This is a genomic window from Comamonas squillarum (assembly GCF_025309455.1).
GTDB lineage: Bacteria > Pseudomonadota > Gammaproteobacteria > Burkholderiales > Burkholderiaceae_C > Comamonas > Comamonas squillarum.
In genome coordinates, this window is sequence record NZ_CP104377.1 from 1,126,499 (window position 1) to 1,139,654 (window position 13,156).

12 protein-coding genes are annotated in these 13,156 nt (G+C 64.2%); 4 read left to right on the top strand and 8 right to left on the bottom strand.

Annotated features, from left to right (window positions below):
• Nucleotides 1-44: 44 nt before the first annotated feature.
• Nucleotides 45-854 (top strand): outer membrane protein assembly factor BamD, encoded by an 810-nt coding sequence (locus N4T19_RS05245; RefSeq protein ID WP_116924449.1) that lies wholly within the window; start codon nucleotides 45-47, stop codon nucleotides 852-854.
• A 73-nt stretch (nucleotides 855-927) separates the two neighbouring features.
• Here the strand turns inward: N4T19_RS05245 and N4T19_RS05250 are convergent, their stop codons facing one another.
• The gene (locus N4T19_RS05250; protein WP_260719623.1) at nucleotides 928-2,976 is read right to left on the bottom strand and encodes an ATP-dependent DNA helicase; all 2,049 of its coding nucleotides are present in this window, start codon (nucleotides 2,974-2,976) and stop codon (nucleotides 928-930) included.
• A gap of 197 nt (nucleotides 2,977-3,173) precedes the next feature.
• On the opposite strand from N4T19_RS05250, the gene N4T19_RS05255 reads away from it, so the two are divergent.
• Entirely contained in the window at nucleotides 3,174-3,998 is an 825-nt protein-coding gene (locus N4T19_RS05255) for a PP2C family protein-serine/threonine phosphatase (protein ID WP_260719624.1), read from the top strand.
• 78 nt (nucleotides 3,999-4,076) lie between these two features.
• Here the strand turns inward: N4T19_RS05255 and N4T19_RS05260 are convergent, their stop codons facing one another.
• The 7 genes from N4T19_RS05260 to N4T19_RS05290 all read right to left on the bottom strand — a co-directional run bounded on the left by N4T19_RS05260 (nucleotide 4,077) and on the right by N4T19_RS05290 (nucleotide 10,939).
• A complete protein-coding gene (locus tag N4T19_RS05260) occupies nucleotides 4,077-4,874 on the bottom strand; it encodes a MetQ/NlpA family ABC transporter substrate-binding protein (RefSeq protein WP_027010639.1) in 798 nt (265 codons plus the stop codon).
• 110 nt (nucleotides 4,875-4,984) lie between these two features.
• Entirely contained in the window at nucleotides 4,985-6,115 is a 1,131-nt protein-coding gene (locus N4T19_RS05265) for a DUF6817 domain-containing protein (protein WP_260719625.1), read from the bottom strand.
• A gap of 148 nt (nucleotides 6,116-6,263) precedes the next feature.
• Complete coding sequence (locus tag N4T19_RS05270) at nucleotides 6,264-6,929, bottom strand: methionine ABC transporter permease (RefSeq protein WP_021025822.1); 666 nt, start codon at nucleotides 6,927-6,929, stop codon at nucleotides 6,264-6,266.
• A 20-nt stretch (nucleotides 6,930-6,949) separates the two neighbouring features.
• Nucleotides 6,950-8,002 (bottom strand): methionine ABC transporter ATP-binding protein, encoded by a 1,053-nt coding sequence (locus tag N4T19_RS05275; protein ID WP_116923961.1) that lies wholly within the window; start codon nucleotides 8,000-8,002, stop codon nucleotides 6,950-6,952.
• A gap of 172 nt (nucleotides 8,003-8,174) precedes the next feature.
• Nucleotides 8,175-8,894 (bottom strand): hypothetical protein, encoded by a 720-nt coding sequence (locus tag N4T19_RS05280; protein ID WP_116923962.1) that lies wholly within the window; start codon nucleotides 8,892-8,894, stop codon nucleotides 8,175-8,177.
• A gap of 3 nt (nucleotides 8,895-8,897) precedes the next feature.
• The gene (locus N4T19_RS05285; protein ID WP_116923963.1) at nucleotides 8,898-9,350 is read right to left on the bottom strand and encodes a DNA polymerase III subunit chi; all 453 of its coding nucleotides are present in this window, start codon (nucleotides 9,348-9,350) and stop codon (nucleotides 8,898-8,900) included.
• Nucleotides 9,351-9,364: 14 nt separating this feature from the next.
• Nucleotides 9,365-10,939 carry a leucyl aminopeptidase gene (locus N4T19_RS05290; protein ID WP_116923964.1) on the bottom strand — a complete coding sequence of 525 codons (1,575 nt, stop codon included), beginning with the start codon at nucleotides 10,937-10,939 and terminating at the stop codon, nucleotides 9,365-9,367.
• Nucleotides 10,940-10,962: 23 nt separating this feature from the next.
• Here N4T19_RS05290 and lptF point away from each other — a divergent pair, with 23 nt between their 5' ends.
• Nucleotides 10,963-12,063, top strand: a complete 1,101-nt coding sequence (lptF, locus tag N4T19_RS05295) for an LPS export ABC transporter permease LptF (RefSeq protein WP_116923965.1) — start codon at nucleotides 10,963-10,965, stop codon at nucleotides 12,061-12,063.
• Nucleotides 12,060-13,154: an LPS export ABC transporter permease LptG gene (gene lptG / locus N4T19_RS05300; protein ID WP_116924452.1), complete on the top strand. Its 1,095-nt coding sequence runs from the start codon at nucleotides 12,060-12,062 to the stop codon at nucleotides 13,152-13,154. The genes lptF and lptG overlap by 4 nt, the downstream gene beginning before the upstream one ends.
• The last annotated feature ends 2 nt before the right edge of the window (nucleotides 13,155-13,156 follow it).

Consider the following 13,156-nt stretch of genomic DNA (forward strand, 5'->3'; position numbering starts at 1 on the left):
CCACGCAGTTTTTCAGCTTTCCGTCCATGGATTTCAAGCCAAAAATGCTGTTTGCGTACCCCAAATCGAAGGTTCCCGCTATCGCTTCTGTAGCACTTGCCGCGTTGCTGGCAGGCTGTTCATCGACCGATGTGGATCCCACCGCCGGCTGGAGCCCGAACAAGATTTATTCGGAAGCGCGTGACGAGGCGTCGTCCGGCTCGTTCGACAAGGCCATTCCGCTGTATGAAAAGCTCGAAGGCCGTGCCGCTGGCACCGCGATGGCGCAGCAAGCCCAGCTGGAAAAGGCCTATTCCCAGTACAAGAGCGGTGAAAAGGCCCAGGCCATTGCCACGTTGGACCGCTTTGTCAAGCTCCACCCCGCCAGCGAAGGCGTGGACTATGCGCTCTACCTCAAGGGCCTGGTGAACTTCAACGAAAACCTGGGTCTTTTCTCCTGGGTGTCCAAGCAGGACCTGTCCGAGCGCGACCAGAAGGCCGCCAAGGATTCGTTCGAATCGTTCCGTGAGCTGACCACGCGCTTTCCCGAGTCCAAGTACGCGCCCGACGCTGAAAAGCGCATGCGCTACATCGTCAACTCGCTGGCTCAGTACGAAGTGCACGTCGCCCGCTACTACTACGAGCGCGGCGCCTATGTGGCCGCCGTCAACCGCGCGCAAGCCGCTATTGCCGACTACAAGGAAGTGCCTGCACAAGAGGACGCGCTCTACATCCTGATGCTGTCCTACGAGCGCCTGAACATGGCCGACATGGCCGCCGACACCAAGCGTGTGCTGGAAGCGAGCTACCCCAACACCCGCCTGCTGGCCAATGGCTTCCGCAAGGAAGAGCGCCCCTGGTGGAAGATGTGGTGATGCTACGCGCCTGAGGCGCGTGATTAGATAGCCAAGCGGCTGCTGCGGGTCACCACTTGCAGCAGCCGTTTTCTTACGGCCGGATCTCTTTTTCTGCCAAGGATTGCAAAAACGCCGGCAAGGCTGCGTCATCCAGACTGGGCAGCGGCGGCAGCGCCGCCAGCAAGGCCGCGCCATAGCTGCGGCTATGCAGGCGTTCATCGGCGATCACCACCACACCCTGGTCGCTGGCAGACCGAATCAGCCGCCCAACGCCCTGGCGCAGCTGCATCGCCGTTTGCGGCAGGACATAGCGCTCGAAAGCATCCCGGCCCGCAGCCCGCAGCGCCTGCACGCGCGCTGCATGCAGAACATCATGGCGCGGCGGAAACGGCAGTTTGTCGATCACCAGGAGCTGCAGCGCCTCGCCAGGCAGATCGACCCCCTCCCACAGGCCCAGGGTGCCCACCAGCACGCGGCCGGTATTGCCGCCGGGCGCCGTGCGCATGGCCTGCAGCAGGCGGCGCTTGGGCTGCTCGCCCTGCTGCAGCACGGTGATGGCCTGGCCCTGCAGGCCCTGGCGCAAGGCCTGGGCCAAGGCCTGCATGGCAGCCGTTGATGTGCACAGCACCATGCAGCGCCCGCCCAGCGCCTTCAGATGAGGCAGCAGCCACTGGGCCAGTGCCTGCGCGCGCTCGGCCGCCGGTGCATCCGTGCCGGGCAGGCCCTGGGGCACCACGAGCCGGGCCTGTTGGCCCCAGTCGAAATGGCTGCGCAAGCGCAGGCTGGCGAGCAAGGGCGCATCACCAGTCTCACTGTTATCGCTGCTGTCACTGCGCAAGCCCAGGCCCTGGGCAAACCAGGTCAGCGCCGCATCATCGCCCAAGGTGGCCGAGGTAAACAGCCAGCGCTGCACGCCCTGCCCCAGCCAGCTGCTGGCCTGCACCTGGGGGCCCAGCGCCTGCAGCGCCTGCCACAGCCATAGGGGCGACTCCCGAAAGCCCTGGCGCCAGGCATAGCGCCCATGGGCCTGCAGGTCGCCCGCCTGGCCCGCGCGCACATAACCGGGGGAATCCCACCAGCGCACCCGGTCCTGGCCGCCGCCCTGGGCCCACTGGCGCAAGGCCTGCAGCATCACATCGCCCTGGCCTGCCAGCTGGGCCACTGCGGCCGCACTGCCGGCCACCCCTTGCAAGGCGGCGACCAGGGCCGATAGCAGGTTGTGCAGGTTGACCAGCGCCTGGCGGCCTGTGGTGCGGCTTGCCGCATCGGTGGGGGCATCGGCGGGGCCCAGCAAGCGCTGCTCGGCCTCCATCCACTGCACCAAGGCCTGCTGCACCTGCTGCAGCAGGGCATGCCAGGGCGCAAAGCCGCGTGCATGCAGGCTGGTCTCGCGCTCCACCGTCTGGAGGTAGTCGCGCATATCGCCCACATTCAGGCCCTTGGCCAGCACTTTGAGGCCAATGGCCTGCAGCTGGTGGGCCTCGTCCATCACCATGGTTTGCGCCAGCGGCACAAAGCCGTGTCCCACCCCCAGCATCTGGCGGTGGCGCAGCTCGCTGAAAAACAGATGGTGGTTGATCACCAGAATATCGGCCTGCGCGGCGCGGGCCCGGGCCTGGTTGGAAAAGCAGCGCTCAAAGTGGCTGCAGCGCTGGCCCAGGCATTCGTCATGGCTGGCCGTGATGTGCGGCACGAGGCTGGTCAGATGGCTGATATCGTCCAGCTCGGACAGATCACCCCCTTGCGTGCTCTGCGCCCAGCGCTCTACCTGGGCCAACGCCCCCGCATGCTGGCCTTGCAGCTTGCTGCGCGCCTGCTCCAGGCCCAATAGGCACACATAGTTCTCCCGCCCCTTGAGCACGGCCACCTTGCGCTGCAGGCCCTGGTGGGCCAGCAGCGCCGGGATGTCACGGTCTACGAGCTGGTCCTGCAGCGCCCGGGTGGCGGTGCTAACCACAAAGCGCTCCTGGCGGGCCAAGGCCGCTATCAGATAGGCATAGGTCTTGCCAGTGCCCGTGGGCGCCTCAATCGCCACCCGCTGGCCCTGGGCCCAGGCCGCCTCGATGGCCGCGATCATCTGCTCCTGCTGCGGACGCAGGCGCAGCGGGGCATCAATGGCAAGGGCGGGAGGACGGGGCATCGGTGAAGAGCGGTTTCGCGGGCATCGCAGTCTAGCGCGTTCGACGCCCTGCCCCGGCTTGCGCTTGCCCAACGGCCCCAGACGTTGGTATACAAACATCGGTTGGCAGCATCACCCCGCATGCTTTGGCGCCCCGCCGGGCAATCTGCTCTATGATTCCTCCTTCGTCACCCCACTTGCCCACCACCCCCTCGCGCATGAGCACCAGCTACCGACTCTCTGCCGCTACCGGCCTCCACAAAGGCGACCGGCCCTACCAGCAGGACCAGGTCATCATGCTCGCCCACCCGCGCGCCAAGGGCTGCGTGCTGGCCGTGGTGGCCGATGGGATGGGCGGGCGCAGCGGCGGGCGTGCAGCATCGGACCAGGTGATGCTGACAGCCAAGCAAGTGTTCGAGCGCTACTCGCCAGAGACCGACAATGCCGAAGAAATGCTCGGCAACCTGGTGCGCGAAGCCCATTTGCTGATCCGCCTGGTGGCCATTGCGGCCGAGCAAGAGCCCCACAGCACTATTGCGGCTTTTCTGATTTTGCCCAACAGCGCTTGCGCCTGGGTGCATTCGGGCGATTCGCGCATCTTCCATTTCCGTGACGGGCAGCTGCTCTACCAGACCAGTGACCATTCCTATGTGCAGACCCTGGTCGACCAGGGTCAGATCACGCTGGAAGAAGCACGCTACCACCCGCAATCGAATATCTTGCTGCACTGCCTGGGCACGGCCGATGACCCGCCTTTGATCCACCACCGCATCCCCATGCTCAAGCAAGGCGATGTGCTCTTGGCCTGCAGTGACGGTATCTGGCATTACTTCTCGCCCGATGAGCTGTCATCGATCACACGCCTGCTCTCGCCGCGCGAGGCCAGCCAGTTCCTCATCGAGCGCGCCCGCATGCGCGCTTCGGGCTCGGGCGACAATATGTCGCTGGCCATCGTCAAGGTCGAGCCGCTGCCGGCAGAGGCGACCCAGGCCGTGGTGCCCGGCAGCAAACGCGCCAAGGCCAAGCCACCGGTGCGCAGTTAAAGCGGTTAAGCCGATCCGTTTAAAAGCAAAAGCCTCGCAGTCCTAAACCGCGAGGCTTTTTGTTGTGTCTAGAGTCGCTTAGAAGCCAGGCATCACCGCACCCTTGAACTGGGTGTCGACAAACTTGCGAATCTCCTCGCTGTGGTAGGCCTTGACCAGCTTGGCCACCCAGGGCTGGTTCTTGTCCGCTTCGCGGATCACCAGAATATTCACATAGGGGTTCTTGGCGTTTTCAACCACGATGGCGTCGGACTTGGGGTTCAGACCCGCCGAGATCGCGAAATTGGTGTTGATCGCAGCGGCGTCCAGGTCATCGAGCGAGCGCGGCAGCTGGGCGGCGTCCAGCTCGACAAAGCGCAGCTTCTTGGGGTTCTCGACCACATCCAGCGGCGTGGCCTTGAGACCGGCGCTGTCTTTCAACTTGATCAGGCCATTGGCCTGCAGCAGCAGCAATACGCGGCCACCATTGGTCGGGTCATTGGGCAGGCCAAAGCGCGCGCCTTCCTTCAACTCCTCGATCTTCTTGATCTTCTTGGAGTAGATGCCGATCGGGAAATTGACGGTGTCGGCGGCGGCCACAAACTTGTAGCCACGGTCCTTGATCTGGGCGTCCAGATAGGGCTTGTGCTGGTAGCTGTTGGCATCGAGCTCACCGGACTGCAGCGCGGCATTGGGCTGGATGTAGTCGCTGAACTCGATGACCTTGATCTTCAGGCCGTCTTTTTCGGCGATCTTCTTGACCTGCTCCATGATCTGGCCATGCGGGCCGGCGGTCACACCGATCTTGATTTCCTTGTCTTGTGCGACTGCGGCGCCAGAGACACCGGCGGCCAAAGCCAGGGCCAGCACGGATTGCAGCAATGTACGTTTTTGCACGGGAGCGATACCTTTTCAAATGCGATACCGAACTGTACGCCCGATTTTGCAACGCAACAAAGAACTTTTTGCCATTTGCTTACAACCTGCCGGCCGCTGTCGGGGCGCGTTTACTCCGGCCGCAGTGCGACGTTGTTGAGCTTGTCGAGGCGCTCGGGCCAGTTGCCGTTCCTGGCGTGCTGCTGCAGGATGCGGGTCCAGGCGACCCAGGCATCCCATTGCACGCGCTTGTCCCAGGCATTGCCCCATTGGCTGAAACACTGCAGCGCGCTGTCGGCAGCGGCCAGCGCATCGGCCTCGCGCCCGGCGCTCAGGTAGAGCTGGGCCAGCACCATCTGCGGCTCACCCACCCAGGGGTTGAGCTGCACGGCCTGCTCCAGCACACCGGTGGCCACATCCAGGTCCGTGAGCGGCTGGTCCTGCTGGATCACCGACCAATAGAGCGACGCGGCCGCCGCATCGGCCGATGGACTCAGACCCTGGGTGCAACTGGCAAACACCGGCGGCGTGGGCAGCAAGCCCTGCAAGGCCGGGTGCTGCAAGGCCAGGCCCAGGCTGGCAATCTGCGACAGCATGCGGCCGCTGGGGCGCATCGGGCCGGGCCAGAGCGAGGCCATCCAGTGCGCCTTTTGCGGACGCTGAGGCACCTGCGGGAAGCTGGAGAAAATATCGTCCTGCCAGCTGAACCACTGCTCGATGGTGTCGGCCATGCTGACGATGATGAAGGCGGCTACGGTATAGGGCGCAACCCGGCGCGGCGCGCCCTTGTGGTCCAGCAGCACGGCGCCATCGGGCTCGATGGCACCGGCGAGCACCTTCTGCACAAACTGGGCGCGCGAGAGAATGCAGAACTCGTAGACCAGCTGCTCGGCAGGCTCGCCCACCAGCGCGGCGAGCTGGCTGCGCTCGCTGCTGGCATCGAACTTGACCAGGTCGACAAAGGCATTGCCGTAGACACTGTGCAGCAGGCCCAGCAGCTTGACATCTTCCGGTTGCTGCCACAGCTGCAAGGTCCGCGTCACCCCCAGCAAATGGTGGCGAAAGGTGCCGGCCTTGTGCCAGTCCTGACCCACATCGCGGGCCAGCACCACCGGCAAGGCCCGCGCCAGTGCCGGGTGGGCGTGGATCCAGTTCTCATCGAGCAAGGGCTTGGCCCGCAGCCATTGCGCGGGATCCAGCGCCTGCAGTGGCAGGGCATGTGCGGTGGCAGTGGCCGTGGCGGTGGGCAAGGCGGCATTCATGGCAGTCTCCAAGGCGTGGGCAATGCGCCATTGTAGGCAGCGCCCAGAGCGCGCAATGCCCTTGGGTGACAGCCGCGGCTGGCCCCAAGCAAAAAGCCCATGGGCAGGGCACATGGGCTTTGGACGGGCAAGCGTTTGCGCCAGCGGATTATTTGTGGCTCAGGCGCCGCACCGCCCAGTCACCCAGGCTTTGCACCAGCTGCACAAAGATGATCAGGATGACCACCACCGCCAGCATGATGTCCGGCAAAAAGCGCTGGTAGCCATAGCGGATACCCAGATCGCCCAGACCGCCGCCGCCAATGGCGCCGGCCATGGCCGAGTAGCCGGTCAGCGACACAAAGCTGATGGTCAGGCCCGCGACGATGCCGGGCAGCGCCTCGGGCAGCAGCACCTTCCAGACGATTTGCCAGGAGGTCGCACCCATGGCCTGGGCCGCTTCGACGAGGCCATGGTCCACTTCACGCAGCGAGGTCTCCACCAGGCGGGCGATAAAAGGCGCAGCGGCCAGGGTCAGCGGCACAATGGCCGCGGCCGTGCCGATGGACGAGCCGGTGATAAAGCGGGTGAACGGGATGATGGCGACCAGCAAGATGATGAAGGGTGTCGAGCGCACGGCATTCACCAGCCAGCCGACGATCTTGTTGGCAGCGCCGTTTTGCAAGATGCCGCCATGGTCTGTCAGGCGCAGAAACACACCCAGCGGAATGCCGATCAGCGCACCGGCCACGCCGGAGATGCCCACCATGATCAGCGTCTCCCACAAGGATGTGGCAAACAGCTGCAGCATCATTTCAGAAAAATTCTCAAACATCGATGACCTCTTTGCGGGTGTTAAGCGGCCGAGGCCTCGGTATTGACTTCCTGCACCATCACGCCCGAGGCGCGAAGCGCTTCCACAGCGGCATGGAGCTGGGCCAGATCACCGCTGGCGTAGACCGCCAGGAAGCCGAAGGTCTGGTCCTGGATCTCATCGACCTGGCCGTTGAGGATGCTCACATCCAGGCCAAAGTCACGGATCAGGCGCGAGAGGATGGGCTGGTAGGCGAGGTTGCCAGCATAGGACAAGCGCAGCAGCTTGCCCTGGCCGCTGGAGAGCGCACCATTGAGGCTGCGCACGCGGTCGATGACGCTGGCGGGCAGCTCCTGGGGCACGATCTCGTCGATCAGGCTCTTGGTGATGGGTTGCTGGGGACGGGTGAAGACCTCGATGACCGAGCCCATCTCGACGACCTTGCCGGCCTCCATCACCGCCACGCGGTCGGCGATCTGCTTGACCACCTGCATCTGGTGCGTGATCAGCACCACCGTCAAACCCATGTCCTTGTTGATCTGCTTGAGCAGGGCCAGCACCGAGCGCGTGGTTTCCGGGTCCAGCGCCGAGGTCGCCTCGTCGCTCAGCAGCACCTTGGGCTCGCTGGTCAACGCGCGGGCAATGCCCACGCGCTGCTTTTGGCCGCCCGACAGCTGCGAGGGGTAGCGGTCACTCAGCGCTGCCAGGCCCACCAGGTCCAGGAGCGGGTCCACGCGCTTTTTGATGGCAGCCTTGCTCATGCCTGCCAGCTCCAGCGGCAGCGCGGCATTGTCAAACACCGTGCGCGAGGACAGCAGGTTGAAGTGCTGGAACACCATGCCGATCTCACGGCGCGCAGCACGCAGCTGCGCATCGTCCATCGCCGTCAGCTCCTTGCCATTGACCACCACCTGGCCAGTGGTGGGGCGGTTGAGCAGGTTGATATTGCGCACCAGGGAGCTCTTGCCCGCACCACTGCGTCCGATGATGCCAAACACTTCACCAGCGGCAATGCTCAGATCGACACCGCGCAGCGCATGGACCGGGCCGTTTTTGCCCGGGTAGGTTTGGGTGATACCCCGTAGTTCAATCATTGGAATAAAGAAAGCGCCCTGCAGCTTGAGGCGGGCGCTCGAAAAACCGTGAATAGCCATACTGTAAGCGATGCGACAGACAGCCGCAAAGAACGAAATTTTAGTTCTTTACAACCGCCGGTTATTTCACTAGGTCTTTTTTGTCATCAAAAAGCAGATAACGCAAGAATCCCTAGCGCTGCGGATTCTGGGTCTCGCGCAAAATGCGGGCCACCGCATCGGCCACTGCCTCACGGATGGTGCTGTCAATCTCCAGTTGCAGCGACGATTGCAGCAAGGCCGTCTGCTGCTCCACCACCTTCAGCACGGCAGCCGACAGGCGCGTGTCCAAGGTCTCCTGTACGCGCCGGGTGACGCGGCGGGTGATCGCGTCTTCGAGCGCCTGCGCCGTCTCGGCCGCGGACTCGACCAGGTGGCTGGTCGCATCCGACACGGCCATGCCCTCGCCGCCCAGCGCGCTTTGCACCAGGCCGGGGTTGCCCTGGCCATCGCTGTCATCCACCACCGCCCCTGCGCCTGCGGGCGGCAAGGCGGCCGCTGGGCCTACGCCCTGCACCAAGCTCGGAAGGCTGTTGCTGTCCGCTGCAGGCGGATTGGGGGCGGCAACAGCTTGCGCGCTGCTGCCCAATGGCAATGCTGCATCTGCCTGCTGCGCCCAGCCGCTGTAGGTGGGCAGGTCGGCAATATCGGCAGCGGGCTGCGCCCAGGCGCCCGAGGCCGGCACATCCGCATCGCGGCGCCTGCGCAGCACATCCACGCCAGCCGGTGTGCTGTCGGGCGCGCCCGCGGCAGCCCCGCCGGGCACCACCTGGGGCAGCGCGTCCGCGGCGTCCTGTGCGGCTTCCTCGGTCAAGGTGGGCACAAACTTGGGAGGGATTCTGGACTCGGTCATGGCTCAGTCCTCCGACTTCATCACCAGATCGCGGCGCTCGATGGCATAGCCCATGGCGGCGTAGGCGCGCCAGCGCACCCTCGCCTGCTGCCGGTCCTGCTCATCGTCGGCACTGACCACCTCGATCACCCGCTCAAAGCGGGTAACGTCAGCGGGCATCTCCGAGCCCAGGTTCAGCAGCACACGGGTATGCGGCAGGTTATCGGCCAGCTCACTCAGCAGCACCGTGGGCGAGCGCTCAAGCACCTGCGGCGCGGCATCCCCCCGGCAGTGGGCCAGAAACTGGCTGGCACCACCAAAGGACCACAGCGCCTCGTCGAGTTGGGCCACCATGGCCGGCTCGCCGAGCACCACCAGCGGAATATCCATGCGCTGGAGCTTGCGCGCCAGCTTGCAGGCATAGGCCAGCTTGCTGGGCGCGTTGAAGTGAAAGGCTACCGTCGTGGAGGTCGTCATAAGGCAGGCTGTGCTTATTGGGCGTCCGCCTTGTCAGCGCCGTCCACATTGACCGCCGCCTTGCCCGGCTTGGCCGCTGCGGCAGGCTTGTCCGCCTTGCTGGCCTTGGCGGGCTTGACCGTCTTGGCTTGTTCGGCAGGTGCTGCGCCTTGGGCGCTGCCAAGCAGGTACTGCAGCAGCAAGCCCACCGGGCGGCCGGTGGCGCCCTTCTTGGCGCCGCTGCGCCAGGCGGTGCCGGCGATATCCAGGTGCGCCCAGGCCATGCTGCCGACAAAGCGCTGCAGGAACTTGGCGGCCGTGATGGCGCCGGCCGGCCGGCCGCCGACATTGGCCACATCGGCAAAGTTCGTCTTCAGGCCTTCGGCGTATTCGTCATCGAGCGGCATGCGCCAGCAGGTATCTTGCGCCTGCTCGCCAGCGGCTTGCAAGGCCTGGGCCAGCGCATCGTTGTTCGAGAACAGGCCGCTGCGCTGGGCGCCCAGCGCAATCACGCATGCACCGGTCAAGGTGGCGATATCGACCACGGCGCTGGGCGAGAAGCGCTCGGCATAGGTCAGCGCATCGCAGAGCACCAGACGGCCTTCGGCGTCGGTGTTCAGGATTTCGATGGTCTGGCCGCTCATGCTGGTGACCACATCACCGGGCTTGACCGCGCCGCCATCGGGCATGTTTTCGCAGGCCGGGATCAGGCCCACCACATTGATCTCGGGCTTCAACTCAGCCAGCGCACGGAAGGTGCCCAGCACGCTGGCAGCGCCCCCCATGTCGTACTTCATCTCGTCCATATCGCCCGCAGGCTTGATGGAGATGCCACCGGTATCAAAGGTGATGCCCTTGCCCACCAGCACCACCGGTTGGCGGTCCTTGTCGGCGCCGTGGTAATGCAGCTCGATAAAGCGCAGCGGCTCCTTGGAGCCCTGAGCCACGGCGATGAAGGCGCCCATGCCCAGCTTGGCCACGTCCTCGGGCTTGTGGATCTTGCACTTGATGCGCTTGTGCTCTTCGGCCAGCGATTCGGCCGCATCGGCCAGCAGCTTGGGCGTGGCGTAGTTCGCAGGGCGGTTGGCCCATTCGCGGGCAAAGGCCACGCCCTGGGCGGTGGCCTTGGCCACCTCAAACGCCTGCTCCAGCTCAGGAGCATTGGGCGCGCCCAGCACCACGGACTTGAGCGCCACGGCCTTGGCCGATGGCTTGGTGGTGCGGTAGAGGTAGGCGCTGTCTGCCAGGCATTGCAGCAATGCGTGCAGCGAAGCAGCGTCAAGCGGCTGGGCGCTCACAACAGCTGCGCGCTCGATGCCCTCACGCGTCAGTGGAGCGGAAGCAGCCGCCAGCGCCTGGCGCACGGCCTGGGGGGAGCCATCGCCAATGCCCAGCAACAACAAATGCCGGGCTTCGATGGCGGGCACCGCATACATGGCCAGCAACTTGCCGGTTTTTGCCTCAAAATCACCATTTCTCTGCGCGTGCGCAATCAGGGTGGACAATGCATCACTGGTTTTGGGCTGCTTGTCAGCCACCAACACGATCAGCAGGTCGCCAGACTGCAATGCGGCCGAAGCCAAATCCAGAGTTTTGAGTTCAAAGTTCATAATCGGTGCTTTCCTTCTCGCCAATGTTATTCGATTCCTCGATCCGTAAAGAGCTATCCCGCAGCTTTGGTGCCACCTTGGTGGTGCTGGTGACTGTGGTGATGACGATGATGCTCATCAAAGTGCTGGGCCAGGCCTCGCGTGGCAGCGTCAACCCTTCCGATGTGTTGCTGGTGATGGGCTACACCGTGCTGGGCCAGTTGCCCACCATTTTGAGCCTCTGCCTGTTCATTGCGGTGGTGGCGACTTTGTCGCGCATGTACCGCGACAGTGAAATGGCCGTGTGGTTCAGCAGTGGTCAAAGTCTGGTCAGCTTTCTGCGCCCGCTGATGCGCTTTTCCTGGCCCATCATGGTCGTCATTGCGGTGCTGGCCTTGCTGGTATGGCCCTGGGCCAACCAGCAGATTGTGCAGCTTCGCGCGCAATATGAACAGCGCGGAGATGTCGACCGCATCGCGCCTGGGGAATTCCAGGAGTCGTCCGACGGCTCTCGCGTGTTCTTCATCGACCGCGACCGCAACTCGGACCTCGAGGCGAGCAATGTCTTCATCGTCACCAACGAAGAGAAGAAGGACACTGTGACCAGCGCCAAGAGCGCCCACCTCGAAGTGCAGGAAAACGCCCGCGTTGCCGTGCTCAATGACGGCCAGCGCATCGAGAAATCCAAGGACAATCCGGGCCTGAAGGTCAGCGACTTCAAGGAATACGGCACCCGCATCGGCAGCGCCGCCACGATTGACCCCAACGACATGGGCGCCGTGAAAAACATCCCCACGCGCGAGCTGATGGCCAGTGACCAGCCCCGCCTGCTGGGCGAGCTGGGTTACCGCCTGGGCCTGGCGATCGCCGCGATCAATTTTGTCGTGCTGGGCCTGGCCATGGCCAGCGTCAACCCGCGCGCGGGCCGCAGCAGCAGCCTGGTGTTCGCCCTGTTTGCCTTCATCGTCTATTACAACCTCATGACCTTTGCCCAGAACTGGGTGTCTTCGGGCAAAGCCTCGCTGCCGCTCTCCTTCGTGCTGATCCACGGCTTGACGGCCCTGCTCGCCTGGACCTTGCTGCTCAGCCGCAACCAGCAGTTCTCGCTGATGCAATGGGTACGCCGCAAGGGGAGCCGCGCATGAAGACCTTTCGCAAAATGATCTACCGGGACATCGCCGTGACCGTCGGCTTTGTCACCCTCGCCTTCCTGGCACTGTTCTTTTTCTTTGACCTGGTCGATGAGTTCCGCTGGATCGGCACCGGCACCTATGAGCTCAAGGATGCGCTGTTGAGCGTGGCGCTCAACATCCCCAACCACATCTACGAGCTGCTGCCCATCACCGTGCTGATCGGCACCATCTTTGTGATGGCGCGCATGGCGCAGACTTCCGAGTTCACCATTCTGCGCACCAGTGGCCTGGGCCCCTGGCAAGCGCTGGGCAGCCTGCTGAGCATTGGCCTGGCCTTTGTGGTGCTCACTTTTGCGATTGGCGACTATGTGGCGCCTGCCGGTGAGCAGGCCAGCCAGCTGGTGCGCGCACAGCGCTTTGGCCAGTTGAGCACGGGCCGCACCGGCGCCTGGCTGCGCGAGAAGCGCGAGGACGGCATGGCCGCGATCAATGTGCGCGCCATCTCGCCCGAAGGCGATCTGCAGCGCGTGCGGGTCTACAACTTCGACGACCAGGGCCGCATCCAGATGCAGCTCACGGCCGCCGGCGGCAAGTTTGGCAATGGCGTCTGGCACCTGCACCATATCCAGGAGCAACGCTATTACCTGGGCGACCAGCGCCAGGCACGGGTCGAGGTCAAGAACCTGGACACCATGGACTGGCCGACTGCGGTGACCAGCAGCATGGTGGCCGCGGCCGTGCTCAAGCCCGACCAGATGAGCACCTACGACCTCTTCCTCTACGTGAGCCATTTGCAGGCCAATGGCCAAAGCGCGCAGCGCTACGAGATCGAGCTGTGGCGCAAGGTGTTCTACCCCATCAGCTGCCTGGTGATGGTCGTGCTGGCGCTCCCCTTTGCCTACCTGCATTTCCGCTCGGGCGGCATCACGGGCTATGTGTTTGGCGGCGTGATGGCGGGCATCAGCTTCTTCCTGCTCAACAATGTGTTCGGCTTTGCCGGCAATCTGCAGAACTGGCACCCGATGCTGACCGCGGCGGCCCCCGGGCTGATCTACTCACTGCTGTCGCTGGGGGCCTTTGGCTGGCTGGTGCTGCGAAGGTAGCG